The 23,585-nt window shown below is 65.0% G+C and carries 26 protein-coding genes and 1 pseudogene; 16 read left to right on the top strand and 11 right to left on the bottom strand.

Going from position 1 to position 23,585, the window contains the following annotated elements; translation table 11 throughout:
* Positions 1-172: 172 nt before the first annotated feature.
* The 8 genes from ASE58_RS16880 to ASE58_RS16845 all read left to right on the top strand — a co-directional run bounded on the left by ASE58_RS16880 (position 173) and on the right by ASE58_RS16845 (position 5,439).
* On the top strand, positions 173-745 hold the full coding sequence (locus ASE58_RS16880) for a recombinase family protein (protein WP_055823955.1): 573 nt from the start codon (positions 173-175) through the stop codon (positions 743-745).
* Between the two features lie 22 nt (positions 746-767).
* Entirely contained in the window at positions 768-1,256 is a 489-nt protein-coding gene (locus tag ASE58_RS16875) for a hypothetical protein (protein ID WP_055823952.1), read from the top strand.
* A gap of 368 nt (positions 1,257-1,624) precedes the next feature.
* Positions 1,625-2,416 carry a LytTR family DNA-binding domain-containing protein gene (locus ASE58_RS16870; protein ID WP_156347804.1) on the top strand — a complete coding sequence of 264 codons (792 nt, stop codon included), beginning with the start codon at positions 1,625-1,627 and terminating at the stop codon, positions 2,414-2,416.
* Between the two features lie 104 nt (positions 2,417-2,520).
* Positions 2,521-3,018 carry a DUF2306 domain-containing protein gene (locus ASE58_RS16865; protein ID WP_055823945.1) on the top strand — a complete coding sequence of 166 codons (498 nt, stop codon included), beginning with the start codon at positions 2,521-2,523 and terminating at the stop codon, positions 3,016-3,018.
* Positions 3,015-3,605 carry a hypothetical protein gene (locus ASE58_RS16860; protein WP_055823944.1) on the top strand — a complete coding sequence of 197 codons (591 nt, stop codon included), beginning with the start codon at positions 3,015-3,017 and terminating at the stop codon, positions 3,603-3,605. The genes ASE58_RS16865 and ASE58_RS16860 overlap by 4 nt, the downstream gene beginning before the upstream one ends.
* Positions 3,593-3,814 (top strand): hypothetical protein, encoded by a 222-nt coding sequence (locus ASE58_RS16855; RefSeq protein WP_055823941.1) that lies wholly within the window; start codon positions 3,593-3,595, stop codon positions 3,812-3,814. The genes ASE58_RS16860 and ASE58_RS16855 overlap by 13 nt, the downstream gene beginning before the upstream one ends.
* A 118-nt stretch (positions 3,815-3,932) precedes the next feature.
* Complete coding sequence (locus ASE58_RS16850) at positions 3,933-4,169, top strand: hypothetical protein (RefSeq protein ID WP_055823937.1); 237 nt, start codon at positions 3,933-3,935, stop codon at positions 4,167-4,169.
* Positions 4,170-4,188: 19 nt separating this feature from the next.
* Entirely contained in the window at positions 4,189-5,439 is a 1,251-nt protein-coding gene (locus ASE58_RS16845; protein ID WP_235513669.1) for a DUF2254 domain-containing protein, read from the top strand.
* 67 nt (positions 5,440-5,506) lie between these two features.
* On the opposite strand, the gene ASE58_RS16840 is transcribed toward ASE58_RS16845, so the two are convergent.
* Positions 5,507-6,409 (bottom strand): SDR family oxidoreductase, encoded by a 903-nt coding sequence (locus tag ASE58_RS16840; protein ID WP_235515931.1) that lies wholly within the window; start codon positions 6,407-6,409, stop codon positions 5,507-5,509.
* Here ASE58_RS16840 and ASE58_RS16835 point away from each other — a divergent pair.
* Positions 6,365-7,261: an AraC family transcriptional regulator gene (locus ASE58_RS16835; protein ID WP_055823933.1), complete on the top strand. Its 897-nt coding sequence runs from the start codon at positions 6,365-6,367 to the stop codon at positions 7,259-7,261. The genes ASE58_RS16840 and ASE58_RS16835 overlap by 45 nt on opposite strands.
* 106 nt (positions 7,262-7,367) lie before the next feature.
* Here the strand turns inward: ASE58_RS16835 and ASE58_RS16830 are convergent, their stop codons facing one another.
* On the bottom strand, positions 7,368-8,153 hold the full coding sequence (locus tag ASE58_RS16830; RefSeq protein WP_055823931.1) for an SDR family NAD(P)-dependent oxidoreductase: 786 nt from the start codon (positions 8,151-8,153) through the stop codon (positions 7,368-7,370).
* A gap of 101 nt (positions 8,154-8,254) precedes the next feature.
* Here ASE58_RS16830 and ASE58_RS16825 point away from each other — a divergent pair, with 101 nt between their 5' ends.
* Positions 8,255-9,178, top strand: a complete 924-nt coding sequence (locus tag ASE58_RS16825) for a LysR family transcriptional regulator (protein ID WP_055823928.1) — start codon at positions 8,255-8,257, stop codon at positions 9,176-9,178.
* A gap of 33 nt (positions 9,179-9,211) precedes the next feature.
* Here ASE58_RS16825 and ASE58_RS16820 read toward each other — a convergent pair whose 3' ends face one another.
* The 3 genes from ASE58_RS16820 to ASE58_RS16810 all read right to left on the bottom strand — a co-directional run bounded on the left by ASE58_RS16820 (position 9,212) and on the right by ASE58_RS16810 (position 10,485).
* Positions 9,212-9,532 (bottom strand): hypothetical protein, encoded by a 321-nt coding sequence (locus tag ASE58_RS16820; RefSeq protein ID WP_055763763.1) that lies wholly within the window; start codon positions 9,530-9,532, stop codon positions 9,212-9,214.
* Positions 9,533-9,640: 108 nt separating this feature from the next.
* The gene (locus ASE58_RS16815) at positions 9,641-10,282 is read right to left on the bottom strand and encodes a UPF0149 family protein (RefSeq protein WP_235513667.1); all 642 of its coding nucleotides are present in this window, start codon (positions 10,280-10,282) and stop codon (positions 9,641-9,643) included.
* 5 nt (positions 10,283-10,287) lie between these two features.
* A complete protein-coding gene (locus ASE58_RS16810) occupies positions 10,288-10,485 on the bottom strand; it encodes a hypothetical protein (RefSeq protein ID WP_235511957.1) in 198 nt (65 codons plus the stop codon).
* Positions 10,486-10,642: 157 nt separating this feature from the next.
* Between ASE58_RS16810 and ASE58_RS16805 the strand changes: the two genes are divergently transcribed.
* Both ASE58_RS16805 and ASE58_RS16800 read left to right on the top strand, forming a co-directional pair.
* Positions 10,643-10,924 (top strand): DUF427 domain-containing protein, encoded by a 282-nt coding sequence (locus tag ASE58_RS16805; RefSeq protein ID WP_055824047.1) that lies wholly within the window; start codon positions 10,643-10,645, stop codon positions 10,922-10,924.
* A 108-nt stretch (positions 10,925-11,032) separates the two neighbouring features.
* Complete coding sequence (locus ASE58_RS16800; protein WP_055823922.1) at positions 11,033-11,863, top strand: aldo/keto reductase; 831 nt, start codon at positions 11,033-11,035, stop codon at positions 11,861-11,863.
* Between the two features lie 29 nt (positions 11,864-11,892).
* Here ASE58_RS16800 and ASE58_RS16795 read toward each other — a convergent pair whose 3' ends face one another.
* A complete protein-coding gene (locus ASE58_RS16795; RefSeq protein WP_055823919.1) occupies positions 11,893-12,789 on the bottom strand; it encodes a LysR family transcriptional regulator in 897 nt (298 codons plus the stop codon).
* 89 nt (positions 12,790-12,878) lie between these two features.
* Here ASE58_RS16795 and ASE58_RS16790 point away from each other — a divergent pair, with 89 nt between their 5' ends.
* Entirely contained in the window at positions 12,879-13,745 is an 867-nt protein-coding gene (locus ASE58_RS16790) for an aldo/keto reductase family oxidoreductase (RefSeq protein ID WP_055824045.1), read from the top strand.
* On the opposite strand, the gene ASE58_RS16785 is transcribed toward ASE58_RS16790, so the two are convergent.
* Complete coding sequence (locus ASE58_RS16785) at positions 13,746-14,057, bottom strand: ArsR/SmtB family transcription factor (RefSeq protein ID WP_055763996.1); 312 nt, start codon at positions 14,055-14,057, stop codon at positions 13,746-13,748.
* A 132-nt stretch (positions 14,058-14,189) separates the two neighbouring features.
* Here ASE58_RS16785 and ASE58_RS16780 point away from each other — a divergent pair, with 132 nt between their 5' ends.
* Together ASE58_RS16780 and ASE58_RS16775 are read left to right on the top strand one after the other, a co-directional pair.
* The gene (locus ASE58_RS16780) at positions 14,190-14,924 is read left to right on the top strand and encodes an SDR family oxidoreductase (protein WP_055823916.1); all 735 of its coding nucleotides are present in this window, start codon (positions 14,190-14,192) and stop codon (positions 14,922-14,924) included.
* Between the two features lie 156 nt (positions 14,925-15,080).
* Positions 15,081-16,226, top strand: coding sequence for a metallophosphoesterase (locus ASE58_RS16775; protein WP_055823912.1), 1,146 nt, complete (start codon positions 15,081-15,083; stop codon positions 16,224-16,226).
* A 117-nt stretch (positions 16,227-16,343) separates the two neighbouring features.
* Here ASE58_RS16775 and ASE58_RS16770 read toward each other — a convergent pair whose 3' ends face one another.
* Positions 16,344-17,222 (bottom strand): LysR family transcriptional regulator, encoded by an 879-nt coding sequence (locus ASE58_RS16770; protein WP_055823909.1) that lies wholly within the window; start codon positions 17,220-17,222, stop codon positions 16,344-16,346.
* A gap of 92 nt (positions 17,223-17,314) precedes the next feature.
* Here ASE58_RS16770 and ASE58_RS16765 point away from each other — a divergent pair, with 92 nt between their 5' ends.
* Positions 17,315-18,337, top strand: a complete 1,023-nt coding sequence (locus tag ASE58_RS16765; RefSeq protein ID WP_055823907.1) for a zinc-dependent alcohol dehydrogenase family protein — start codon at positions 17,315-17,317, stop codon at positions 18,335-18,337.
* A gap of 199 nt (positions 18,338-18,536) precedes the next feature.
* Here ASE58_RS16765 and ASE58_RS16760 read toward each other — a convergent pair.
* The 3 genes and pseudogenes from ASE58_RS16760 to ASE58_RS17680 all read right to left on the bottom strand — a co-directional run.
* Positions 18,537-19,743 (bottom strand): annotated as a pseudogene (locus ASE58_RS16760) (TonB-dependent receptor); the annotation flags it as partial.
* A 113-nt stretch (positions 19,744-19,856) separates the two neighbouring features.
* Positions 19,857-20,228 (bottom strand): winged helix-turn-helix domain-containing protein, encoded by a 372-nt coding sequence (locus tag ASE58_RS16755; RefSeq protein WP_055823905.1) that lies wholly within the window; start codon positions 20,226-20,228, stop codon positions 19,857-19,859.
* Between the two features lie 162 nt (positions 20,229-20,390).
* Positions 20,391-23,282: a GAF domain-containing protein gene (locus ASE58_RS17680; RefSeq protein ID WP_162233540.1), complete on the bottom strand. Its 2,892-nt coding sequence runs from the start codon at positions 23,280-23,282 to the stop codon at positions 20,391-20,393.
* Between the last annotated feature and the right edge of the window lie 303 nt (positions 23,283-23,585).

The raw sequence follows: 23,585 nt of genomic DNA, 5'->3' as shown, positions 1-23,585 counted from the left end.
CGCCAGCAGGCACGCTTTCCCGAAACGGACACACAACGACGGCGTTTGGGAACATGCCGGTGTCGCTTATATCCTAAGTTTTGCGACAGCTGACGGATGAACGCATTTCTGCGCGGTTCGATGTCGCAAAACTCTGTTGCAAAACCGTTCGGTTTCGATACATATTTGCGACATGCTGATTGGCTATGCCCGCGTTTCGACCGATGATCAGGATCTGCGGCTGCAGCGCGCGGCGTTGAAAGAAGCCGGTTGCGGCCGGACATTCGAAGAGAAGGTGTCGGGGGCGAAGCGCGATCGACCCGAGCTGGCAAAAATGATTGAGCAGCTGCGCCATGATGACACGGTCGTCGTCACGCGGCTCGATCGACTGGCACGCTCGACCCGCGACCTGCTTAATATTGCCGAGAAGCTCAAAGACGCCGGTGCCGGGCTGCGCTCGTTGGCGGAGCCTTGGGCAGATACGACTTCGCCGGCAGGACGCATGGTGCTGACGGTGTTTGCCGGTATTGCCGAGTTCGAGCGCGACCTGATCCACCAGCGTACCAGCAGCGGGCGGGTAGCCGCGAAGGAACGGGGGGTACGCTTCGGGCGGCCACCCAAGCTCACGGCCGACCAGATCAAACTGGGCGAACGGTTGGTCAGCGAGGGTACTTCCGTTCGCGAAGCGGCCAAGCTGCTCAAGTGTCACCACGCGACGCTGTATCGCGCCCTCACCGCCGCGGCGCTGGTTCGATGCGTCAGGTGACGTTGCCGCAGTGGGAAGCCTGATGCCGATCCGTCCGGAGCACATTTTCCTGTACCCGATCGACTGGCCGCAGCTTTCGCATCATGTGCGCTTCGTGCGGGCCAGAGGTGCCTGCGAGCATTGCGGGCGTCCCCACGGGCAGCGAGTGTTCCATATGCGCGATGGCCGCTGGTGGGACCGAAAGCGGCAATATTGGCGTAGCGGTCAGGGCCGCCGGGTGCGGCGTCCGATCGAGAACATCCTGACGCACGGTGCCTGGACGCCGGTGGTGCTGGCCTGCGCCCACCTTAACCATGATCCGAGCGACAGCGCGCTCCACAAGCTGGCAGCGCTGTGCCAGCGTTGCCATATGCTCCACGATGGTCCGGAGCATCGACGCCGACGCTGGAGGAATGCGCATTACCGGCGTGCGCTAGGGGACCTGTTCTACGGTCCCTATCCGATGCTGGGTGCCGACTGGATCACACCCACCCCGATCAGCATGCTCGACCATCAGCGCATCGGCACGTAACGCCGCGCGTGCCCTCTCGCGGGTGGATTCAAGGCGTAGCCTGCCGTTACGGTCGTGCTGCTACAGGCAGAACTTATTACCAGGAAGCAGCCGATCTGCTGAACATCATGTCCGGTGGGTACGCATCGCAAGCTGATTGGCCGCGATGTACTGACCTACCGCAGTCGCATGGATGCGGCCCGGCATGATGCGTTGCGGGGAATGGCAGATCTCGATCCGGCCTTTCGTCCGGATTCGGGGAAGTGAGATGATCGCGGCTTCCTCACCTGCCCGACGGCAGAAAGCATGCCTTCAAAAACCATAGTATTTTGCGAACACCACGTAGCCCCTTAAATCCTCAGATTCGAACGGCCTGAAGGAATGAAAAAGTGAACACCGCCAGGGCGCCACGAGCCATCTCGAGTACCCGCCTGCTGACACGGTCTGCGATCATCTGGTTCACTCTGTCGCTCATGCTGGCGATCGTGGACGCCTTCGGGGTCTTGCGTGCGTTCGGATCGACGGGCGCATTGACGTTCTGGATGGTGCTCGTGGGCGTCAACATCGTTGGCTGGCATGGATGGCGACACACTATCCTGCGCGGGGATCGGATCGATGGTCGTTGGGTGTTGGGCGCCGTGCTGCTGAACGGCTTGCTCTGCCTTGAGGTACCGTTGCTGTACCGGCTGATGGGCCGATCGGATGTGGCGATCGACTGGCGGCCGTCTCTTTACGGCTTGCTGGCCACGGCGTTCGTCATCTTCCTGAAAGCCGGGCTTGCCCGACCGGCCGCACAAGTCGACGGGCTGTCGCCCGGCAAGGTGATCACGCCGGTACGGTCGCCGACTGCCGGTATCTTGGCCCGTGCCGGGATCGGCGACCCCTTCGACGTCCTGTGCGTGTGCGCCGAGGATCATTACTGCCGCCTCTCGCTGCGCAACGGACAAACCTTGCTCGTCCACTATCGCTTCAAGGACGCCATTGCCGATCTTGCCAACGTGCCCGGCGCGCAAGTCCACCGCAGCACCTGGGTCGCGGATCATGCGGTCACCGGCGCACAGCGCAACGGACGGCGCTGGTCGCTGAAGCTGACCGACGGAGAAAGCGTCGTCGTCAGCGAGTCGAGCGTCGCCCTTTGCCGCGCACGTGGCTGGCTGACGCCTGGTGACGGACTGGCGTAACGCGAAGTCGGTTTCACGAAATACCATACGCAGACGGCGCAATCCGCCGCCGCGGAACGTCGCCGCTCGATAAGCCCTCCGCTTCCAAAGGGGCAGGAACGAGAATGGGCGGAATATCGGTGATCGGCGCGACGCATGTCGCGGTGGGAAGCATGGCACTGGCAGGCGGCGCTGCCGTTCTGGCGATGCGAAAAGGCACGGTCGCCCACCGATACGTCGGTCGGATGTACGCCGTGGCGATCGTTGCCATCAATACGACGGCGCTATCGATCTACGACCTGACGGGGCGGCCAAACGTCTTTCATGCGATTGCGGCCGTCAATCTCGCCACGCTGGCGATGGGGCTTATGGCCCTGCGTCGATGGCGCAGGACGCAGAACCCGCACGACCTGGTCACGCATCAGCGCCGCATGGCGATGAACTATGTCGGCCTTTGGATGGCGTTCGTTACGGAGCTTCTGGTCAATCCGATGATGGGCCTGAGCAGCCTCGGCGATCCAGGAAGCCATTGGCCGCTCATGATCGCACTGAACATCGCCCTGTTCCTGATCGGCGGATGGTTGGTCCGCACCCGTCTGGTCCAAACAGGAGTGCCGGCATGACCGGTTCTCGCGACACTGGACGCCTGCCGATCGCGGATATCGTGGCGCTGACGGCGCTGGCCTGGATCGCAGCGGCAACCCTGCATGAGGGTGCGGGCCATGGCCTGGCCTGCAAGGCTGTGGGAGGAGAGCCACTTGCGTGGAGCACCTTCCATTTCGAATGCGGACGCCAGGCCGTTTCGGCCTGGGGCGGGCGGATCGTCGCCGGTGCCGGGACGGCCGTCAATCTGACCCTGATGGCATTGGGCTGGCTGTGGTGGCGGAACAGCGCAACGGCGCGGGGATGGTTCGCTGGCTGGGTCGTCTTCGCGCTGAATGGCCTGACATCGTTCGGTTATCTGGTTTTCTCCGCCGCGTTCGACATCGGCGACTGGAACCGGGCCGGCGTGATGGCAGGTTCGCCGGACTCCATCCTGACGCGCGGTGCCCTCGCCGCCGTCGGCGTCGCGGGCTATTTCGCGATCGTTCGGATGGCAGCGGCGATGCTGTGCCAGAAGGCGGACGGCGCGGCCAACGTCGCCGACGTGCGGCGGATGGCGATCGTCGTGTGGGTGACGACGGGGCGATCTCGCTCATGGCGGCTGTAGCGGCGGGAAGCGATTGGCGCGCGACCATCGGCGCGTCGATCGGTGTCGCGCTCGGCGGCAATGCCGGCCTGTTGAGCGTCGCGCGCTTCGTGAAGCCAGCGACCTCGACGGCGCAACCTCCGGCGTCACCGAGCTGGCCCCTATGTGCCGCGGCCGGCGTCGCCGTAGTGGCGTTCGTTGCCGTACTGGGTCCTGGGGTGAAGCTCTGATGGACGCGGGTGCGAGCGCGCCCGGATTGCGGCGACGAACCCGAAGCCTCCTGAACCACCTACGCCGGGGTGGCGCACGAGCGGCAGGACTGGCGGGTCGAACGCCACGGCGCCTCGAATGGTTCGGACCACCTCCACGCCGACCAGCGCGACGTTCGACCGGGAATATGATCCAGCCAGCGTCGCCGAACGGGGCGAGATTGTCGCGATCCCCTTTAGCGTAGTGGCCTTCTCGATCTTCGCGCAGGGATTGACGATGCCGCAGCTGCTCTGTCGTCGGAATCTGACGGAAGCGGCCGGGACGGAACATTGCGACGGCTCGAAGCGGAACCGGCGCGGCTCGCCGATGCTTTGACGCTTGAAGGGGAACGGCATTGACGCGGTGGCAGTGGCTCATCCGCCTGCTCACACGCAGGATGTGGTTCAGGGCGGCGCTGGTCAGCGCGTTCGGAGGTGCGCTCGCCCTTGCAGGCGCACTGGTTGGACACACCATATCCTACGAGTTCGCCGCGACGATCGGCGCGCAATCGGTCGATGGCATCCTGACGATCCTGGCGTCGAGCATGCTGGCGGTGACCACCTTCTCGCTGACCGCGATGGTATCGGCCTATTCGGGCGCGACCAGCACGATCACGCCCCGCGCGGTCCAATTGCTGATCGACGACAGCACGGCGCAAAACACGCTCGCGACGTTCCTAGGCAGCTTCCTGTTCGCCATCGTCGGCATCATCGCGCTGTCGACCGGGCTCTATGGCGATACCGGGCGCGTCATCCTCCTGGTCGGCACGATTGCGGTCATCCTCTTTATCGTCGTCACGCTGCTGCGCTGGATCGAGCATATCGCGCGCTTCGGACGGGTGTCCGACACGATCGATCGTGTCGAGCGGGCGGCGATGGCGGCGGTCGACACGATCCACATGCCGCTGGCGCTCGGCACCGAGCAGACGCAGCCGGACGCTGGCAGCATGACGCCGGTCATGCCGAAAACGATGGCGCGGGTCACCCACGTCGACGTCGCGGTACTTGGAAAGCTCGCAGAGGCGATCGGTGCCGATATCCACGTCCTCGCGTTGCCCGGCAAGCTCGTCGAACCCGAGCGGCCGATCGCGCTGGTCGCGGGCGGGTGCGACGACAGCGCGGTCGACAAGGTTCGACAGGCGTTCACCATGTCCCATCACCGCACCTTCGATCACGATCCACGCTTCGGCCTGGTCGTCCTGTCCGAGATCGCGTCACGCGCCTTGTCACCGGCGGTGAACGATCCCGGCACGGCAAGTGCGGTCATCGAGGCAAGCGCCCGTGTGATGTTGCGCCTGGCGGATCACCGAACAAGGGATGGTGCGCAGGTGCCCGCCCGGGTTCATGTCCCGCCGATCCACTTTGCCGAACTGCTCGGCGACTGGTGTCGTCCGATCGCGCGCGATGGCGCGGCTATTGTCGAAGTCGGCATCCGGCTACAAAAAACCCTTGCTGCCCTGGCCCGACATGCCGAGCCGTCTCGATCGCTCATCGCACAGGAAGCGTACGATGCGGCGGAGCGCTCGAAGGCGGCGATGACGAGCGAGCGGGATCGCATCCTGATCGATCAAACGCACCGCAGCCACTTTGGCGATCCGGAGCGATAGTTCAGATAAGGCGAACCTGAAGCGGACGCTTGTTCATCGGCACGAACAAGCGTCCGCGTCGCGGTGGTTACCAGGCTACCACGCCTGCATCATCGTAGAAGCTGCCGGTCGGGCCGTCATCGGCTAGCGAGGCAAGGTGGACTGCGATGGCGGCACCCTGCTCCGGGGTACGAGGGCCAGCGTGTTGATTAAGATCGGTTGCCGTGTAGCCGGGACAGGCGGCATTCACTTTAAAGCCGAGCGGCGCCAGTTCCTTGGCGAATGCCACCGTCACGGCATTCAGGGCGGACTTCGAGCTGTTGTAGCCGAGCAGGTTCGCCTCGTGCGCCATCGGCGCGTCAAAGTCCGACGCCCACGCCAGTGAGCCCAGGCTGCTGGACATCATGACGATCCGCGGGGCGGCAGATGCTTTCAGCAGGGGCAGGAAGGCCTGCGTCGCCCGGATCGCGCCGAATACGTTCACCTCGTAGATCACCCGCACGTCCGAGATCCGGTCGTCGCTCGGCGCAACCCAGCCCGTCGATATGCCGGCATTGTTGACGAGCACATCGAGCGTGTTCGTCACGCCCGCCAGTGCTTCGGCAGCCGCTCCGACACTGACGTCGTCGGCGACATCGATCGTCAGCAAGCGGATGTCGAGACCCTCGTTACGCAGGATGTCTGCCGCCGCTTCGCCCCGCTGTTGATCGCGGCTGCCCAGCCAGACGGTGTAGCCCAGCCTGCCGAGCCCTCGCGCGATTTCCAGCCCGATACCCTTGTTCGCTCCCGTCACCACGGCCGTTCGCTTGTCCGTCATCGTCATTCCTCCATAAGGTGACCTGGAGATGGGATGCCGCTGGCGTGCGGCATGCGCGATCCGCGCGAGAACTTGCCTGATCGGATCAGTCACCTTGTCTTGCGCGACGAACCGACACACCTTGTCGGTATGGACGACATGTTGGACAGGCTGTGCACCATCGTCGATCGGCATGCCGCCGGTCGCTACCGGCCCGGTGCGCTGCCACGCGTGGCGCTCTACAAGGACGGCGCCGCGCCGCAGCCGGTCGCCGGCGTCTACCCGCCAATGATGGCGTTGATCGTCAGCGGCGCCAAGGAGATCGCGATCGGCGACCGCCGCATCCGCTATGACCCGGCCAGCTACTTCATTGCCACGGTCGAACTGCCGGCCTCGGGCTGCGTCAAGCTGGATCTGCCGGATCAACGCTATCTGGCGGTCAGCCTCGACCTCGACAGCGAGCGACTGGCGTCGGTGCTGACGGACGTCGAAACGGAACTTCCCCCGGCCGAGCCAGCCTTCGCCGTCAATCCGGTCACGGCCGATCTGCTCGACGCGTGGCTACGGCTCCTGCGCCTGTTGGACACGCCGCACGATATCGCCGCGCTCGCGCCGCTGTACGAACGCGAGATCCTGTACCGACTGGTGCAAGGCCCCCAGGGATCGATCGTCCGCCAGATCGCACGGGCCGACAGCCGCCTCTCGCAGGTGCGCCGCGCGATCACGATGATCCGCGATCGGTTCGATCAGCCGATCCGCAGCGAAACGTTGGCGGAGGCGGCGGGCATGAGCCCTGCCTCGTTCCATCGCCACTTTCGTACCGCCACGGCGATGAGCCCGTTGCAATACCAGAAAAGCCTGCGCCTTCAGGAGGCCCGCCGGCTGATCGTCGCAGGGCGAGACGTCGCTGCTGCAGGCTATGCCGTCGGCTACGAGAGCGCATCGCAATTCAGCCGTGAGTATGCCCGGCTGTTTGGCCTGGCGCCCTCGCGCGACGTCAAGGCACAGAAGCCGCATGTCTCCGGCGACGGCATACGAGCGGCCTAGCGTAATGGACCCATAGCAGGTCGTTAGCGCCACCTCGCGTGCATCCCTGCTTTCGCCACTCGTTCAACTTCATTCAGAGGCTGCGCGAGGAGAGCTTCACTGCCGCCTACGCAATCGTCGGTATGATACCGCCTTCGACCCGCACCGCTGCTCCGTTGGTGATCGCTCCAAGGGGGCTCGCGAGCAGTGCCACCTGTGCGGCAATCTCCTCGGCCTCAATCAGCCGGCGGATGAGTGATAGCGGCCGCATCTTGGCGAAGAACTCAGCTTCGCGCTCAGCCTCCGGCGCGTCCTTGTTGTCCACGACCGAGCGGATGAACTCGACGATACCCTCGGAGCGCGTAGGCCCGGGCAGAACCGAATTGACGGTCACCCCGGTACCGCGCGTCTGTTCGGCCAACCCGCGTGCGATTGCGAGCTGTGCGGTCTTGGTCATACCGTAGTGGATCATTTCGCTTGGCACCACGAGCGCACTCTCACTCGCGACGAAGAGGATTCGCCCCCAGTCTTGTGCCAACATGCGGGGAAAGTAATGGCGAGCCAACCGCGCTCCGCTTACGACATTGACCTCGAAAATGTGATGCCAATCATCGTCGCTGATCTGCGTGAACGGCTTCGCCTCGTAGATGCCGAGGTTGTTCACCAGAATGTCTGCGTCGGGCACTGCCTTTATCAGCGCCATCGCACCGGCTGACGTTGCCGGGTCTGCGAGTACCGTTGAAACTCGCCCTGCCTTGCTCACCCGCTGTGCTGCCGCGTCCAATTTCGCGCGATCCCGGCCACAGATCGTAACCGCGACCCCTTCCAGTGCGAGCCGCTCGGCGATCGCCAGGCCGATACCGGCGGTCGAGCCGGTGACGATAGCTGTCTTGCCATCAAGTTGCAGGTCCATGCGTCATCTCCTCGTGTACGCCGCCATACCTATGCGCTCCGACGATTACTGATTAGATCGGACATCATCATCGCAGAAGTGCATTGGGATCATTAATCGACATGGACAATCGACTGGGTGAGATGATGATCTTCCTGGCCGTGGCGGAGCATGGCAGCTTCGTTGCGGCGGCACGCGCGCTGCGGCTTACGCCCTCGGCCGTGAGCCGTTCGATGGCACGTCTGGAGCAGCGGTTGGGCGTGCAACTAGCATCCCGAACGACCCGCGCGCTCGCCTTGACAGCAGAAGGCCGAGCCTACCGAGAGCGCGTCGAAGGGCTGGTTGCAGAGATCGACTCCGTTGAGCGCAGTTTCGATGTCGATCGTTCGCCGCGAGGCCTGCTGCGGGTCAATGCATCGGTTCCGTTCGGCACGCATTGCCTGCTGCCAATCCTCCCCACGTATCTCCGCGAAAACCCGGCGGTGACGGTCGACCTGACCATGACGGACGCGCTTGTCGGATTGGTCGAGGAACAGGCCGACGTGGCCATCCGGGTCGGCCCCTTGCGTGATACCGACTTGCGGGCGCGCAAGCTTGGACGAAGCACGATGGCCGTCGTAGCCAGCCCGGCCTACCTTAAGGAACGAGGCGAGCCAACGCATCCGCATGATCTCGAGCATCACGACTGTCTGCGCTTCAACTTCCGCCGATCCGTCGACAGCTGGCCGTTCCGCATCGACGGAAGGACGGTGCAGCGGACCCCGACAGGTCCCTTCCTCGGCAGCTCCGGCGAAGCGGTGCGGCTGATGACGCTCGCGGGCGGCGGCATCGCTCGCCTTGGTCGCTTTCACATTGCGGAGGACCTCGCTTCGGGCCGCCTGGTGGAAATATTACCTGCTTTCAATCCCGGCGACGGCGAAGACATCCATGCCCTTTTCGTGCCGCACGACAGGCTAGCGGTGCGGGTGCGGTCCTTCGTCGATTTCCTGGTGCGCGATCTTCGCTTGTGTCAGGTTGCTCCGCTGGACAGCAGTCGCGCCCGCTAACATGGCAATTGCGACGTAGAGCCGCCGCGCGGCTCAATTACCTTCGGCGTCGACCATGATCACGACCGGCCTGCCGCGCGACGTTGGTTCCCAACCGGCCGACAGCGCGGAGCGCACGGAGCGCGCGATCGTCGCGTCATCGAGCTGGAGCCGACCGCGCGGCAGACCTTTCAGCAGCCGTTTGGGTGGGGGAAACTCAACCAGCGCTTCGCGCTTGGCGTCCTGCTGCAGAAGCGCAATCGTCATGCCCTTCCATCCCTCGTCATCCGACTGGTGGGGTTCGCTGTGCAGGTGCCAGTCATAGGCGACACCATCGACCGTGACGGTTCCGGCATTTACGTGGGATTTCGACATAGCCGGGTCTTTAGCACAGCAGATGCGCACGGACGCAAACCCGAATGGCGAAACGTCGTTCGAAGCCCCGCCCGGCCCGCGCCCTACGGCGTCCATGTTCCCGAACAGTCAGGCGCAGCAATGCTTGTGCTTCTTGCCCGATCCGCAAGGGCATGGATCGTTGCGGCCGGTCTTCGCCGTCACGACGGCGGTCGCCCTCGCCTCGCCGACACCCGCGCGGGCCGCATACAGGCGCTGAACCGTGTCCGTCAGCTCGGCCACCGCCCGGTCCTGGAAGGCGTTCACCTCGACGCTGTCGAGATCGCTTTCGCCTCTCGCGATTGCGATCAACGCCAGAAGGCGGTGCCATGGATCGGCCCATTCGGGATCGGCGGCCGCCGCGTCCCACGCCTCCGGGCGTAGCGCGATCGCGTCGGAAAAGCCGTCGACCCAATATTCCCACAGAACGTCGCCATCTCGTTCGTCGACGTCGAGGATCGGCTGCAACTTGCCACGAGACAGGTCGCGCACGATCTCCTCGCGCCGCGCCGCGACCGCCTTGACGAACCATTGCACGTCGAACGGGTCCTCGAAGGGCGGGACGCCATCGGCCTCGACGCCCCATATGACCGTCATCCATTCATCGACGGGGATCGGTTCGGGACAGACGATCAGCCCGGTGAGGAAACCGTCGAGTTCGGTCAGGAGCATCGGCGCTTCGACCGGAAGTTCCGCCAGCGCGCCATCGAGCCGCCGGAAGCGGGACGGCATTTTCCTCACAGGCGGATACCGCGCCGGCGCATCTGTTCCTCCGCCATGGCTCGCAAGGGCGTCGGATCACCGCCAGCGAAGATGTCGGCGAAGTCGAGCAGATCCTCATCGCCCAATGCCGCCACCGCCGCCTCGATGGCAGCAAGGCGCCGTAGTTCGAGTTCCGTCCTGGTGGCGAGGCGCTTCATGCGGGTATTGAGCATCGCCGTCCGTTAGCAGGATCGATCGCAGTTGGCATTGCCCGATCTCTTGCCAAACGTGTTCGCGCCAAGATCGGTCGGCATCTCCGCCCGCCCCTCCGAACCGACCTTGACGGACGTCGACCGGATGCCGACGTCTGTCCGCGCAAGGAGACGCATGATGGTGGAAGCACGATGGAACGGCGTACGGATCGCCCATAGCGACGATACGGTGATCGTCGAGGGCAATCATTATTTCCCCGTGCAGAGCGTGGACGCCGCGCTCCTGCGACCGAGCAGCACGACGACCATCTGCCCGTGGAAGGGTACGGCGCAGTATTACAGCCTGCACGTCGCAGGCGCCGACAATCCCGATGCCGCCTGGTATTATCCCGATCCCAAGCCCGAAGCGGAAAACATCCGCGGACGCATCGCCTTTTGGAAGGGCGTCACGGTCAGCTGACCCGGACGGCACCAGATTCTGCGTCCGGCGAGATAGTCCTCCGGGTCGGTATGGTCGGTCGACAATCATATGTTGGCCCGATGCACCGGGTTAGACGTTGACCGCCACATGAAGATGATCCGCTTTCCGGACGGGACGACCGTCCCCGCGCTTGGCCAAGGCACCTGGATGATGGCGGAAGATCCCGCCCGTCGGCCGGACGAGATCGCCGCGCTGCGCGAGGGACTGTCGCTCGGCCTGACCCTGATCGACACTGCCGAGATGTATGCCGATGGCGCGTCCGAACGCCTGGTCGGCGAGGCGATCGCGGGCGTGCGCGACGAGGTGTTCCTCGTCAGCAAGGCCTATCCCCAGAATGCCTCGCGCGACCGGTTGCCGCGAGCGTGCGAAGCGAGCCTCGACCGGATGAAGACCGACCGGCTCGACCTGTACCTGCTGCACTGGCGCGGCAACGTGCCGCTGGCCGAAACGGTCGAGGCGATGGAGCGACTGGTCGAGGCGGGCAAGATTTTGCGCTGGGGTGTCAGCAACCTCGACGTTGACGATATGGCCGAACTCGTCGGCAGCGGCGGCAAAGGATGCCAGACCGACCAGATTCTCTACAATCTTACCCGTCGTGGTCCGGAATACGACCTGCTGCCATGGCTCGCGCAGCATCGCATGGCGGTCATGGCCTACAGCCCGGTCGAGCAAGGCCGCCTGGTGACCCATTCCGCGCTTACCCAAATGGCTGCCGAGCGCGACGCCACGCCCGCGCAAGTCGCTCTTGCCTGGTTGCTGGCGCGGGACGACATCCTCCCGATCCCCAAGGCCGGGTCCATCGCCCATGTGCGGGACAACCGGGCGGCGTTGGACCTCACCCTGTCCGACGCCGAGCTACGACGCCTCGACGACCTGTTCCCGCCGCCACGCGGCCCCGAGCCGCTCGCGATGCTCTAGAGCGGTTTTCAACCTGGTCGGAAACCGCTCTAGCCGCGAATGAAGTCGAGGAACGCGCGCAGCGGCGGCGGCACGAGGCGGCGGCCGGAATAATAGAGGAACGGGCCGGGGAACGACTGCCACCAGTCGGGCAGTACCGGTTCGAGCGCGCCGCTCCTCAGTGCCGGCGCGAGCCAGTCCTCGAACAGGTGAATGATCCCACCGCCCGCCACCGCCACATCGACCAGCAGGTCCACCGCGCCGGCGACACCGGCGATCAACGGCCCTTGCGGCTCGATCCGTACGACCTCGCCATCGCGCTCGAACTCCCACGGGCTGGTGAGCGCGCCGCTGCTGAACCGGCCGCGCAGACCGGCATGGTCGAGCAGGTCGCGGGGATGGTCGGGGCGTCCGCGTGCGTCGAGATAGGCCGGTGCCGCCGCCGTCGCGAAGCGCTGGACGCGCGGGCCGATCGGCACCGCGATCATGTCCTGCTCCAGTCGCTCGTCATAGCGGATGCCCGCATCGCAGCCCGATGCCACCATGTCGACGAAGCCGTCCTCGGCGACGATCTCGACCTGAATGTCCGGATAGGCGGCGAGGAAGCCGGGCAGGATCGCCGGCAGCACCAACCGCGCCGCGCTGACCGGCACATTGAGCTTGAGCGTCCCCGCCGGCCGATCGCGGAACAGGTTCACGACGTCGAGCGCCGCCTCCACTTCGCCCAATGCCGGTGCCAGACGTTCGATCAGCCGGGTCCCCGCCTCGGTCGGCACGACGCTGCGTGTGGTGCGATGGAGCAGCCGGACACCCAACCGCGCCTCCAACCGCCGTACCGCTTCGCTGAGCGTCGAGGCGCTCGACCCGACGGTTCGCGCAGCATCGCGGAACCCCCGCGCCTGCGCGACCGCCAGAAACGCATTGAGATCGGCAAGGTCAGCCTTCATCGTTCGGTTTTCCGTACAGCCCGTGCGGATCACTCCGGCTTATCGCCATGATCCGCAAGCCGTATCTGGGGGTCAGCACAGGAGAACCGATGATGACGATCGATCAGGCAGGCACCTATTCCTTCGCCGGACGCGACGTAAAGCGCCTCGGCTATGGCGCGATGCAACTCGCCGGCCCCGGTGTGTTCGGCCCGCCGCGCGACCATGATGCGGCGCTGGCCGTGCTTCGCGCCGCTATCGAGGCTGGGGTCAACCACCTCGACACGAGCGACTTCTACGGCCCGCACATCACCAACCGGCTGATCCGCGAGGCGCTGTACCCCTACCCCGACGACCTGCTGATCGTGACCAAGATCGGCGCGCGGCGCGGTGACGATGCATCGTGGCTCCCCGCGTTCGCGCCGGACGAACTGGCTCGTGCGGTCGAGGACAATCTGACGAACCTCGGGCTGGAGACGCTCGACGTCGTCAACCTGCGCCTGATGTTCGATGCCCACGGGCCGGCGGAAGGATCGCTGGCCGCGCCATTGAAGGTCGTCGCCGATCTCCAGCGACAGGGTCTGGTGCGGCATATCGGCCTCAGCAACGTGACGCCGACGCAATTCGAGGAAGCCCGCGACATCGCCGCGATCGTCTGCGTGCAGAACCAGTACAACCTCGCCCACCGCGACGACGATGGCTTTATCGATGCGTTGGCGGCGGAGGGCATCGCCTATGTACCCTTCTTCCCGCTCGGCGGGTTCAGCCCGCTTCAGTCGGCGACACTCTCCGACGTCGCGGCGCGGCTTGCGGCAACGCCGATGCAGGTGGCGCTGGCATGGCTGCTGCAGCGATCGCCCAACATCCTGCTGATCCCCGGCACCTCGTCGGTCGCGCACCTCCACGAGAACCTCGCCGCAGCCTCGCTGAGACTGCCCGAAGCCATGGTGGCCGAACTCGACGCGATCGGCCGGTAATCAGGCCGGCCGGTTGGCAAGCACCGCGTCGAGGAGCCCCGGAAACCGCTGGTCGAATTCGGCGCGGCGCAGCGTGTTGATCATTTCACGCCCGGCCTGCGTCGTCTCGATCAGCCCCGCCGCGCGCAGCAGCTTCAGATGGTTGGACAGCGTGCTCTTTGGAATGGAGTCGCAAGGCGCGGCATCGGTACAGCTCAGCCGCTCGGTCGCGGCGAGCCGCGCCACCATGGTCAGCCGATTGGGATCGGCCAGCGCGTGCAGCGCCAGATCGAGCGGAACGTCCTCCAGTCGTGGATGCGTGAAGCGGGCCATCGAACCGATATAGGGCACTACCTTCGATTTAATAGTTCGGCATTATTGAACTGTTGAAGCGTCATCCCATTTACCGCCTGCCGACAGCGCACGACGGCGTGATCGCGGGCCAGCATTTTTTGGAGAATGAGTATGTCGATTCAGGGCAGGACAGCGCTCGTCACCGGCGGATCGCGCGGTATCGGTTCGGCCATCGCCAGGCGGTTGGCGGCCGATGGCGCGACCGTGGCGATCACCTATGCCGGCAACAAGGCCGCCGCCGACGCTACCGTGTCGGCGATCGAGCGCGCGGGCGGCACCGCCTTCGCCTTCCAGGCAAACGCTGCCGATCCCGCGTCGCAGCGTGCCGGCGTCGAACAGGCTGCCGCTGCGCTGGGCGGTATCGACATCCTGGTCCACAATGCCGGCGTGGCCGAATTCTCCACGGTCACCGAGGATACCGACGAGACGTACGACCGTCAGTTCGGCGTCAATGTGAAGGGCCTGCACGTCGGCACCCGCGCGGCCTTGCCGCATCTTCGCGACGGCGGCCGGATCATCCTGATCGGCAGCATCTCGGGCGAAATGGCCTTCCCCGCGACCACCGTCTACAGCGCGACCAAGGCAGCGGTAGCGGCGCTGGCGCGCGGATGGGCCAAGGACCTCGCCCCGCGCAACATCCTGGTCAACACCGTGCAGCCGGGGCCGATCGACACCGACCTGAACCCTGCCGACAGCGAATTCGCGGGACAGGTACTCCAGGCGATCCCGCTCGGTCGCTATGGCAAGGTCGAGGAGATCGCGGGCGCGGTCGCGTTCCTGGCCGGACCGGATGCGAGCTATATCACCGGCACGACGCTCAACATCGACGGCGGTGCAACGGCTTGACGCCGGTGGTCGGCCAGCCTGGGTAGAAGGCACCGATGAAACTTCGACGCGCGCCCCTGTTATGACGACGGCGGGCCGCGTCGAAATCATCTCCAGGCCCCCTCCCCCGTAGCATAGGGCGGACACGTAGGGCCCGCGCCTCGTTTACAGGCGACATTGCCTGCACAAGCCGGAGCGCATCCCATCTTCAATGTCATCTTTGCCATACCGGCGCTGATCGTCCTCGCCCGCTGGCTCTGGCCCTTGCCGCTGCCGCTCTGGGCCAAGATCCCCGCAGGCATCCTGATACTCGTGGCGTCGCAGTTCCATTTCTGGAGCCGATTGTCGTCGGGCTCGGTCTTCGCGCCCGAGTTCCCGCGTCTGGTCGTGATCCTCTTCAACTGGGCGTTCGGCGCGCTGCTGCTGCTTGCGGTGCTCCAAGTGGTGATCGACCTGGGGGCAGTGCTGACCATGCTGGTGCGGCGGGAGGTGATCCGGGAACCGGACGCGCTGCGCTATACCATTGCCGGCGTGGCCGCGGCGCTGGCCGGGATCGGGGTCGTCAATGCGCTTCGCGTTCCCCCGATCAGGGACGTGACGGTGGCGATCCGCGACCTTCCGCCATCCTTCGACGGATATCGCGTCGTTCAGCTTACCGATCTTCATGTCAGCCGACTCTTCACGGCCGATTGGGCGCAGGCAGTAGTCGATCGCACCAATGCGTCCGGCGCCGACCTGATCGTGGTGACCGGCGACTTCATCGACGGGTCGGTCGAAATGCGTCGCCAGGACATCGCGCCACTGCAGCAGCTGCGTGCGCCGAACGGGGTCTATGCCATCCCGGGCAACCACGAATATTTCTTCGATTACGGCGCGTGGATGCGACACCTCTTGGGCATGGGTTTCCGCATGTTGCCCAACGCGCATGCGGTGATCGAACACGGCGGCGACCAGTTGGTCGTCGCCGGCGTCACCGACCTGTCGGCACCCAGCGTCGGTGCGCCCGGACCCGACCTTGCCCTCGCGTTGCGAGGTGCGCCGGCCAATGCGCCTGTCCTGCTCCTCGACCATCAACCTGGAAAGGCACGCGATGCCGCCGCGCGCGGCGTCGCGCTGCAATTGTCCGGACACACGCATGGCGGCATGATCGCGGGGCTCGACCGGATCGTCGCCCGGGCCAATGCCGGGTTCGTGTCGGGACGGTACGAAGTCGGCGGCATGACGCTCTACGTCAGCAACGGCACCGGCTTGTGGCCCGGCTTCGCGCTCCGGTTGGGCGTGCCGTCCGAGATCACACGATTCACGTTGCGGCCGATGACATAAGACAGCGGCGTCATACGACTTCAAGGTAGCGTCAGGCTGGATGAAGCTGTGTCCGATGTCACTGCCACCCTCTCCTATCCTCGATGTCCTATTGTCAAAATGTCAGCGGCAACAATATCACGCCTTCAAGGCGTCTATCAGCGCCCTTAGCGCCGTGGATACGTGACGGCGGCCGGAATAATAGAGATAGAGTTCGCTGAACTGCAGCGTGTACTCTGGCAGACACCGGACAAGCCGCCCGCTGTCGAGGTGGGTGCGTGCCCCCTCCTCGAAAACGAAGGCCAGGCCGGCGCCATGAAGCGCCGCCTCCATCATCAAATTCTGATCGTTGAAGATCAGCGGCCCGGTCACGTCGATCCTGCTGATCTCCCGCCCACGCTCGAAAACCCAGGGGTCGAGGATACCGCTCGGCAACCGGTAGCGGATGCAGCGATGTCGCAGCAGATCGGTGGGTGTGATCGGCGGACCGTGTTCTGCTAGATAGGCAGGCGCACCAAGAACGGCAAAATGGAAGGCGCGGTCCAACCGGACGGCAATCATATCCTGCTGCATGCTGACCCCGAAGCGGATGCCGGCATCGAAGCCTTCCGCCACGATGTCCACGAGCCGGTCATTGGCATCGATTTCGATCGACAGGTTGGGATGGGTTGCGACAAGCGCGGCAACCGTCCCGATGATGCTCGGGCTTACCGAGCGGGGAACCGTCAGGCGGAGCGTGCCCATCGGACGGCTACGGAAATCATCTATTGCTTCGATCGCCTGATCGATCTCGCCCAGCGCCCGCTTTGCACGGGCATGAAACGCCTGCCCCGCTTCCGTCAACGCGACGCTACGCGTCGTTCGGTTGAGGAGCCGAACGCCAAGCCGCGCTTCAAGTGTCTTGACGGCGTGACTGAGCGTCGAGCGCGTAACGCCGCGATCGATCGCCGCACGCTGGAAACTTAGCCGATCCGCCACCGCTACGAAGGCTGAGATCTCCTGCAAATGCCGTGTCATTGTTCGATCTGGTTCACCAGCTTGTCCATTATTGTCCGTCTAATCCGAACGCCTGGCGATCGCTAGATCATTGTGATCGAAGGAGAAACACCATGCTCGCATACGAGATCGGGGAACGGGACAACGTCGATAGCTGGCGTGCGGTCGAGCGGCCGGTGCCGACGCTGCGCGATAGCCAGGTTCTGATCGCAGTGCATGCCGTCAGCCTCAACTTCCGTGACGTGTTGCTCGCGACGAAAAGCTATGGCTTCCCCGTTGCCGGTCCGCACATCATCCCGTGCTCCGATGGCGCAGGCGTCGTCCTCGCAACCGGGTCTGGTGTCACCCGGTGGAAGGTCGGCGAGCGTGTCGTCGGTACCTTTGTCGAAAGCTGGATCGGTGGCCGGCAGCCGCACGACAGCTTCGAGACGCAGCGTTGCGGTTTGCTGGACGGGATGCTCGCGCAAATGGTCTTCGTCGACCAGAACGGGCTGGTCGCTATCCCTGAGAATCTTGATTTTGCCGAGGCCGCGACACTCCCGGTCGCCGGCGTGACGGCATGGAATGCGCTATTCGGGCTCAGGCCGCTCCTGCCCGGTGAAACCGTCCTGACGCTTGGTACGGGCGGTGTCGCAACCTTCGCCATTCAGTTCGCCCGTGCCGCCGGGGCGCATGTCATCTCCACCTCGTCCAGCGATGCGAAGCTGGAGCAGGCTCGCGCGCTTGGCGCTGACGATACGATCAATTACCGGACACATCCGGACTGGCAGCTGGAAGCACGTCGGCTGACCGGTGGACGTGGCGTAGACCATGTCATTGACATTGGCGGCAAGGGCACCACGGCGCGCTCCGTCGCGAGTGTCCGTCCGGGTGGCGTTGTCAGCCTGTTGGGAGGCATGCCCGGCGAGAGGATCGATCCGATGGCGCTGCTGAAAACCTCTGCCATCCTGCGTGGCATGAACGTCGGCTCTCGCGAGATGTTCGAGGCGATGAACGCTGCGATCACGCTGCACGGGCTTCACCCCGTCATCTCCCGAACCTATGCGTTCGAAGACGCAAAGGCAGCGCTGCGCGATCTCACCAAGGGCGAACATGTCGGTAAGATCGTCATCAATGTGCCCGCCATATCCAGGTGACTCACATCCGGTCTTTCCAGACACTTAGCTTCTGCCATGCATTCATTTCTCGATTTTGGCATTTCTCGATTTTGGGCGCCATGCACAGTCGCGCCCCGTCAACCCGGTGCTGCCCATCGGGGGGAGGCGGACATTCCATGATATTGGATTGAGATGGCGACCGAGTTCATTCATGTGATTGCGGAAGTGCAATTGCTCGCAGCCGCTGGCGAAAGCCATAGAGGCCGACAACATAGGATAGCGGCCCCGTGCCGTTCGAGGCGAGGCGCAGTTCCTGGCTATATTGGTCCTGCCGCGACGGGATGTGTTGCGACAGCTGGACGGGCAAGCCGGTATAGTCGCGATCGTTCTCGGCATCCCAGTTCCAGAATCGCCACGCGCTGACCGATGTCAGCGTGACCGCCCAGGTTCCAGTCGGTGATCGCGCTGACGCCGCCTTCGTTGGTGTCGACGCCGAGCGGGCCGTCGATATCGGTCTTGCGGTCGTAGACGTTGGTGCTGGGGGGCGCATAGCCGAACTGCGCCGCCAGACCGTTCGGCCCGCCGAATTGGCGGTTGGCGGCGCGCAAGGACGTGCCGGTGCGCAGATACACCTGCCCGCAGCAATAGGCCTGGAAATTGGTGAAGTCGGCGATGACGCGCATCTGGATCATGTCATCGGGCTTGAACAGCAACTGCCCGCGCACCGCCTGCGTACCGATCGTGTTGGCGGCGCGGCCGGTGCGGACGTTGTCCAGCACGCCGTCGCGCCGGGTCGACACGCCCGAGATGCGATAGGCGATGGTGTCGGTGATCGGCCCCGACGCCCAGCCCTTCGCCTGCACGAAATTATAGTCGCCATAGGACAGCTCGGCGAAGCCTTCGCGGGTGAAGGTCGGCGCGCGGGTTGTGATATTGAGCGCGCCCGCCGTCGTGTTCTTGCCGAACAGCGTGCCCTGCGGCCCGCGCAATTCCTCGACCTGCTCGATATCGGCGAAGTCGAACGCGGCGGTCGCGGGGCGCGCGTGATAGACCTGATCGACATAGAAGCCGACGCCCGGCTCCAACCCGTCATTCGCCTGGCTGACCGCAACGACGCTCGACCCCAAGCCGCGGATGGTGAAGGCGGTGTTGCGCGGGTTGGCCGAGCTGTAGTTCAGCGTCGGGATCAGCGTGGTCAGTCCCTGCGTGTTGACCGTATAGCTCTGGTCGATCAGATCGCCGCCCACCACCGACAGGGCGGCGGGGACACGCTGCGCATTTTCCGCCCGGCGTCGCGCCGTGACGATGATTTCGGGCAGGCCGGTATCGGCCGCATCGTCGGAAGCCGACGGCGGCACCTCCGTCGTGGCGGTCTGGGCGATGGCCGGGGCGCTGAACGCAGACATGGCCGTGGCGCAGAGAAACACTGCGAACCGCTTCGACATCGATGAATACCCCTGATCGCGGTCCCTGTGGCCGCTTTATATTCGGGCGTATATCGAGTATGTATCCGAGCGTATATAGAGAGTTGCCGGCGATGCCCCAATCCGGCCCGCGTTCAGTCGTTCGTGACCGGCGCGTCGCGAAGATAGGTACGCAGGCGGGCATAGGCCGGGCGTTCGGCGATGGCGGCGGCCTCGCGCTCCATCTCGCGATAGGCTTCGAGCACCGCGAGGCCGGCCGCACTAACCTTCGCCCCGCGCTCCCGCCCGCCGCCCTTCAGCGTTTCGACCAGCGGCGGATCGAAGCAGCGGTTCATTTCGTCGACCAGCAGCCAGGCGCGGCGATAGCTCATGCCGAGCGCGCGGCCCGCGCCGCTGATCGAGCCTTCGGCGATGATCGCCGCCAGCAGGTCGGCCTTGCCCGGCCCCATCGCCAGCGCATCGCCGCACGTGATCTGGATCTTGAGCCAGAAGGAGCCGAGCTTCATGTTACTTGCCGATCATCACGTCGCTGGCCTTGATGATGACGGCCCCCGGCGTGATCGAGGCGATGGTGCCGGAAATCTGGTTGCGCGCGCTGATCTTCATGATGATCCTTCGGTTGGAGTATCCGTGGTTCTTATCGTGATCGCCGCCAAGCGGCTATCCGGTCAGCGCTGCGATACCCGCTCGACCATGTCAGCCAGTTCGTCCTTTCGGAACGGTTTGACGAGCCGGGGGAGCGCCGCATCGAGACCGTCGACTTCGGCGAAGCCGGACACAAGCAGGACCGGCATGGCAGGGGTTCGACGTCGGACCTCCCGGACCAGATCGACGCCGGTCATCCCGGGCATCAGGTGATCCGTGACGAGCAGATCGATCTGTTCGTTGGCGAGCAGTTGCAATGCCTGTTCGGCGGACGCCGCCTCGACGACTTCGTACCCAAGGTCGACCAGCATGTCGGCGGTGCTGAGCCGGACCAGTTCCTCGTCATCGACCAGCAGCGCGCGCCCGCTGAAAGACGCGACACCAGCGGTATCGGCAGGTTCTGCCCGGGCGACGGCCGCTGTGGTCTGCGGCAGCCAAAGCTCCATGTTCGTACCCACGCCGACATGGCTGTTGATGACGAGCGCTCCACCGAGCTGGGATGCCAGGCCGTGCACCATCGACAGACCGAGGCCGGTTCCCTGCCCGACGCCCTTGGTCGAGAAGAACGGCTCGACCGCACGCGCGGCCGTGGCGTCATCCATCCCGGTGCCCGTATCGGCCACGGACAAACGAACATAGTCGCCCGGTGCCGGCCCGGTGGGTGTCCGCCGGTCGATCCGGTCGGCCGTTGCCGAGATGCGCAGCGTACCACCGTGGGGCATGGCATCGCGTGCATTCACGCTGAGGTTCAGCAGCGCCAGCTCAAGCTGGTTCGGATCGGCAAGGGCGGGCGGCAGGTCGGCATCGGCCGACACCACGACCTTGATCTGCGGTCCCGTCGTGCTGGCGATGAGGTCGCCCAGACCCGTGACGAGGGCGGCGATGTCGACCGGCTTCGCCTGGAGCGGTTGCCGACGGGCGAATGCCAGCAACCGCTGCACCAGCGTGCGGGCGCGCTCCGCCGACTGCATCGCTCCGGCGATCAGGCGCTGTTCGCGTTCGGTGCCGACGCCCTTGCGCTGGAGCATGTCCAGACTGCCGACGATCGGGGTCAGCAGATTGTTGAAGTCGTGCGCTACCCCGCCGGTGAGCTGGCCCATCGCCTCCATCTTCTGCGCCTGTCGCAGGGCGTCCTGCGTCGTGCGCAGTTCTGCCTCCGCGCGCAGCCGCTGAGTGATGTCGTTCGCCAGATGGAACGCGCCCACGACGTTGCCCGCCTCGTCGCGCAGCGGCGTGTAGATCACCTCCCAATAGGGCTTGGCGAGGTCGGGATCGCCGAACTCCTCGACGATCACGTAGCTTTCGCCTGCCAGCGCCCGTGCCATGAAACCGCGCATGATCGGCGCCTGGTCCGGCAGGAACAGGTCGGGGAAAATCTCGCCGATCTGCACGCGGTGCCCGAAGATGCGGAAGAACTCGTCGCTATGCGCCTTGTTGAACGCGATCAGCCGATAGTCATGATCGAACGCGCAGATCGGCGAGACGGTCGCCTCGATGATGTCGTGGTGAAAGCGCAGCTCGGCGGTCCGCGCCGCCACCTGCGCCTCCAGCGTTTCGTTCAGATCGCGCAGGCGCTCCTCGGCGGCACGACGCGCTGTAATGTCGAGCGACACCCCGGTCATCGACACGGGCGAACCGTCGTCCGCATAGGATGGCTGTGCCCGGATCTGCACCCAGCGCACATCGCCGGCAGGGGTAATGGCGCGATATTCGATGTCATAGTCACCGCCGGTCGCGACCGACTGTTCGACCGCCGCCTGCATGCGTGCCTGGTCGTCGGGATGCACCGCCGCGCGAAGCTCGGCATAGGAAAACGCCGCGTCCGGATCGCGCCCGAAGTTCGTGCGGCATGTCTCGGACGACGTCAGTTCTCCGGTGGCGAGGTCGAAATGCCATGCGCCGAAACGCCCCGCCTTCAACGCGAAGTGCAGCTCGCGTTCGCGCGTCTGCTTGGCGATCCGGATGTCCCGCGCCGTCTGCTCCGCCCTGGCCCGTTCGATGACGAGGCCCGCGGTCTGCACCACGAAGTCCACGATCTCGAGATCGGCGGGCACCGGCTCGCGCGGGTCGCGGTGATACATCGCGAACGTGCCCAGCACCGCCCCCGATGCCGAATGGATCGGCGTGGACCAGCAGGCGCGCAGACCGTGCGCCAGCGCCAGATCGCGATAGTCGGTCCACAGCGGATCATTGGCGATATCGCTGACATGCACCGGCTTGCCACGATGGATCGCACTGCCGCAAGATCCGACCGATGGACCGACCGCAATCCCGTCGATCGCTTCGTTATAGGCAGCGGGCAAACTTGGCGCGGCGCCGTGCAGCAGCGTCTGCTGGTCTTCGCTGAGGAGGAGGATCGAACCCAGCACCCCGGACGACGACAGCCGCTCGACCGTTTCGATGACCGCATCGAGCGTCGTCGCCAACGGTTCATGGCGAACGACCCGCGCGAGGATGTCGTTCTGGGCGGCGGCCAGCGCTGCCGCGCGGTCACGGGCATCGATCAGGCGGACATTCTCGATCGCGATCGTCGCGAGCTTGGCCAGACCCTCCAGTCGCTCGATCGTCGGATCGCCCACCGGCCCGGCCTCGGACAAATACGCCCCCAGCGCCGCGACCGGCTCCGGCTTGCCGATCGGCACGATGGCGAGGCTGCGCACGAAGGTAGTGCGATACAGGTCCTGCGGCACCCGCGGGTCCTCCCGGACATCCGCGATGGCGATCGTCCTGCCGCCCCGCATCGCCGCGCCGGACACGCAGTCGTCCGCAGGGAAGCGGTGCCCGCGCCACAGCGGGCCGACCGCATCTTCCGCGACATAATGACATTGGTCGCCGTCGCGGATGACCACCGCGATCCCGTCCGCCTGAAGGATCGCCCGGGCAGTCCGTCGCAGGACGTCCACGATGGATTCCATCGTACGGGCGCTCGCCATCTCCGCACTGGCGGCAATCAACCGAGACGCTGTTTCGGAGCCATCCTGATGGCCTAAAGCGGAATTTCCGTGCACCTGTTTTCCCTGCGTTCCAATGCCCCATACCCTGCTTCGGGGAACTCGAACAGGTGACGCGGGGCCTGCGCTGTGCGGCAAAGGCTACGATTCCCGTCCGTTTCGGAGCCAGCCACGTCGAGGGGCGTTGCTGCTTGTCTGTGCCTGTCATCGCACATTCACATTCGGCACGTCACATCCAGCGCAGGCCGGATCAAAGAGGACAAGAAC

The organism is Sphingomonas sp. Leaf9 (assembly GCF_001421355.1).
In the GTDB taxonomy this organism is placed as follows: Bacteria; Pseudomonadota; Alphaproteobacteria; order Sphingomonadales; family Sphingomonadaceae; genus Sphingomonas.
This window is presented reverse-complemented; position numbering and strand designations above follow the sequence as displayed.

What these genes read in the sequence shown, in the direction of transcription:
- ASE58_RS16880 (WP_055823955.1), top strand. Translation starts at nt 173, where the DNA reads ATGCTGATTGGCTATGCCCGCGTTTCGACCGATGATCAGGATCTGCGG.
- ASE58_RS16875 (WP_055823952.1), top strand. Translation starts at nt 768, where the DNA reads ATGCCGATCCGTCCGGAGCACATTTTCCTGTACCCGATCGACTGGCCG.
- ASE58_RS16865 (WP_055823945.1), top strand. Translation starts at nt 2,521, where the DNA reads ATGGGCGGAATATCGGTGATCGGCGCGACGCATGTCGCGGTGGGAAGC.
- ASE58_RS16860 (WP_055823944.1), top strand. Translation starts at nt 3,015, where the DNA reads ATGACCGGTTCTCGCGACACTGGACGCCTGCCGATCGCGGATATCGTG.
- ASE58_RS16855 (WP_055823941.1), top strand. Translation starts at nt 3,593, where the DNA reads ATGGCGGCTGTAGCGGCGGGAAGCGATTGGCGCGCGACCATCGGCGCG.
- ASE58_RS16850 (WP_055823937.1), top strand. Translation starts at nt 3,933, where the DNA reads ATGGTTCGGACCACCTCCACGCCGACCAGCGCGACGTTCGACCGGGAA.
- ASE58_RS16835 (WP_055823933.1), top strand. Translation starts at nt 6,365, where the DNA reads ATGGACGACATGTTGGACAGGCTGTGCACCATCGTCGATCGGCATGCC.
- ASE58_RS16840 (WP_235515931.1), bottom strand. Translation starts at nt 6,409, where the DNA reads ATGCCGATCGACGATGGTGCACAGCCTGTCCAACATGTCGTCCATACC.
- ASE58_RS16830 (WP_055823931.1), bottom strand. Translation starts at nt 8,153, where the DNA reads ATGGACCTGCAACTTGATGGCAAGACAGCTATCGTCACCGGCTCGACC.
- ASE58_RS16825 (WP_055823928.1), top strand. Translation starts at nt 8,255, where the DNA reads ATGGACAATCGACTGGGTGAGATGATGATCTTCCTGGCCGTGGCGGAG.
- ASE58_RS16820 (WP_055763763.1), bottom strand. Translation starts at nt 9,532, where the DNA reads ATGTCGAAATCCCACGTAAATGCCGGAACCGTCACGGTCGATGGTGTC.
- ASE58_RS16815 (WP_235513667.1), bottom strand. Translation starts at nt 10,282, where the DNA reads ATGCCGTCCCGCTTCCGGCGGCTCGATGGCGCGCTGGCGGAACTTCCG.
- ASE58_RS16810 (WP_235511957.1), bottom strand. Translation starts at nt 10,485, where the DNA reads ATGCTCAATACCCGCATGAAGCGCCTCGCCACCAGGACGGAACTCGAA.
- ASE58_RS16805 (WP_055824047.1), top strand. Translation starts at nt 10,643, where the DNA reads ATGGTGGAAGCACGATGGAACGGCGTACGGATCGCCCATAGCGACGAT.
- ASE58_RS16800 (WP_055823922.1), top strand. Translation starts at nt 11,033, where the DNA reads ATGAAGATGATCCGCTTTCCGGACGGGACGACCGTCCCCGCGCTTGGC.
- ASE58_RS16795 (WP_055823919.1), bottom strand. Translation starts at nt 12,789, where the DNA reads ATGAAGGCTGACCTTGCCGATCTCAATGCGTTTCTGGCGGTCGCGCAG.
- ASE58_RS16790 (WP_055824045.1), top strand. Translation starts at nt 12,879, where the DNA reads ATGATGACGATCGATCAGGCAGGCACCTATTCCTTCGCCGGACGCGAC.
- ASE58_RS16785 (WP_055763996.1), bottom strand. Translation starts at nt 14,057, where the DNA reads ATGGCCCGCTTCACGCATCCACGACTGGAGGACGTTCCGCTCGATCTG.
- ASE58_RS16780 (WP_055823916.1), top strand. Translation starts at nt 14,190, where the DNA reads ATGTCGATTCAGGGCAGGACAGCGCTCGTCACCGGCGGATCGCGCGGT.
- ASE58_RS16770 (WP_055823909.1), bottom strand. Translation starts at nt 17,222, where the DNA reads ATGACACGGCATTTGCAGGAGATCTCAGCCTTCGTAGCGGTGGCGGAT.
- ASE58_RS16765 (WP_055823907.1), top strand. Translation starts at nt 17,315, where the DNA reads ATGCTCGCATACGAGATCGGGGAACGGGACAACGTCGATAGCTGGCGT.
- ASE58_RS16755 (WP_055823905.1), bottom strand. Translation starts at nt 20,228, where the DNA reads ATGAAGCTCGGCTCCTTCTGGCTCAAGATCCAGATCACGTGCGGCGAT.
- ASE58_RS17680 (WP_162233540.1), bottom strand. Translation starts at nt 23,282, where the DNA reads ATGGAATCCATCGTGGACGTCCTGCGACGGACTGCCCGGGCGATCCTT.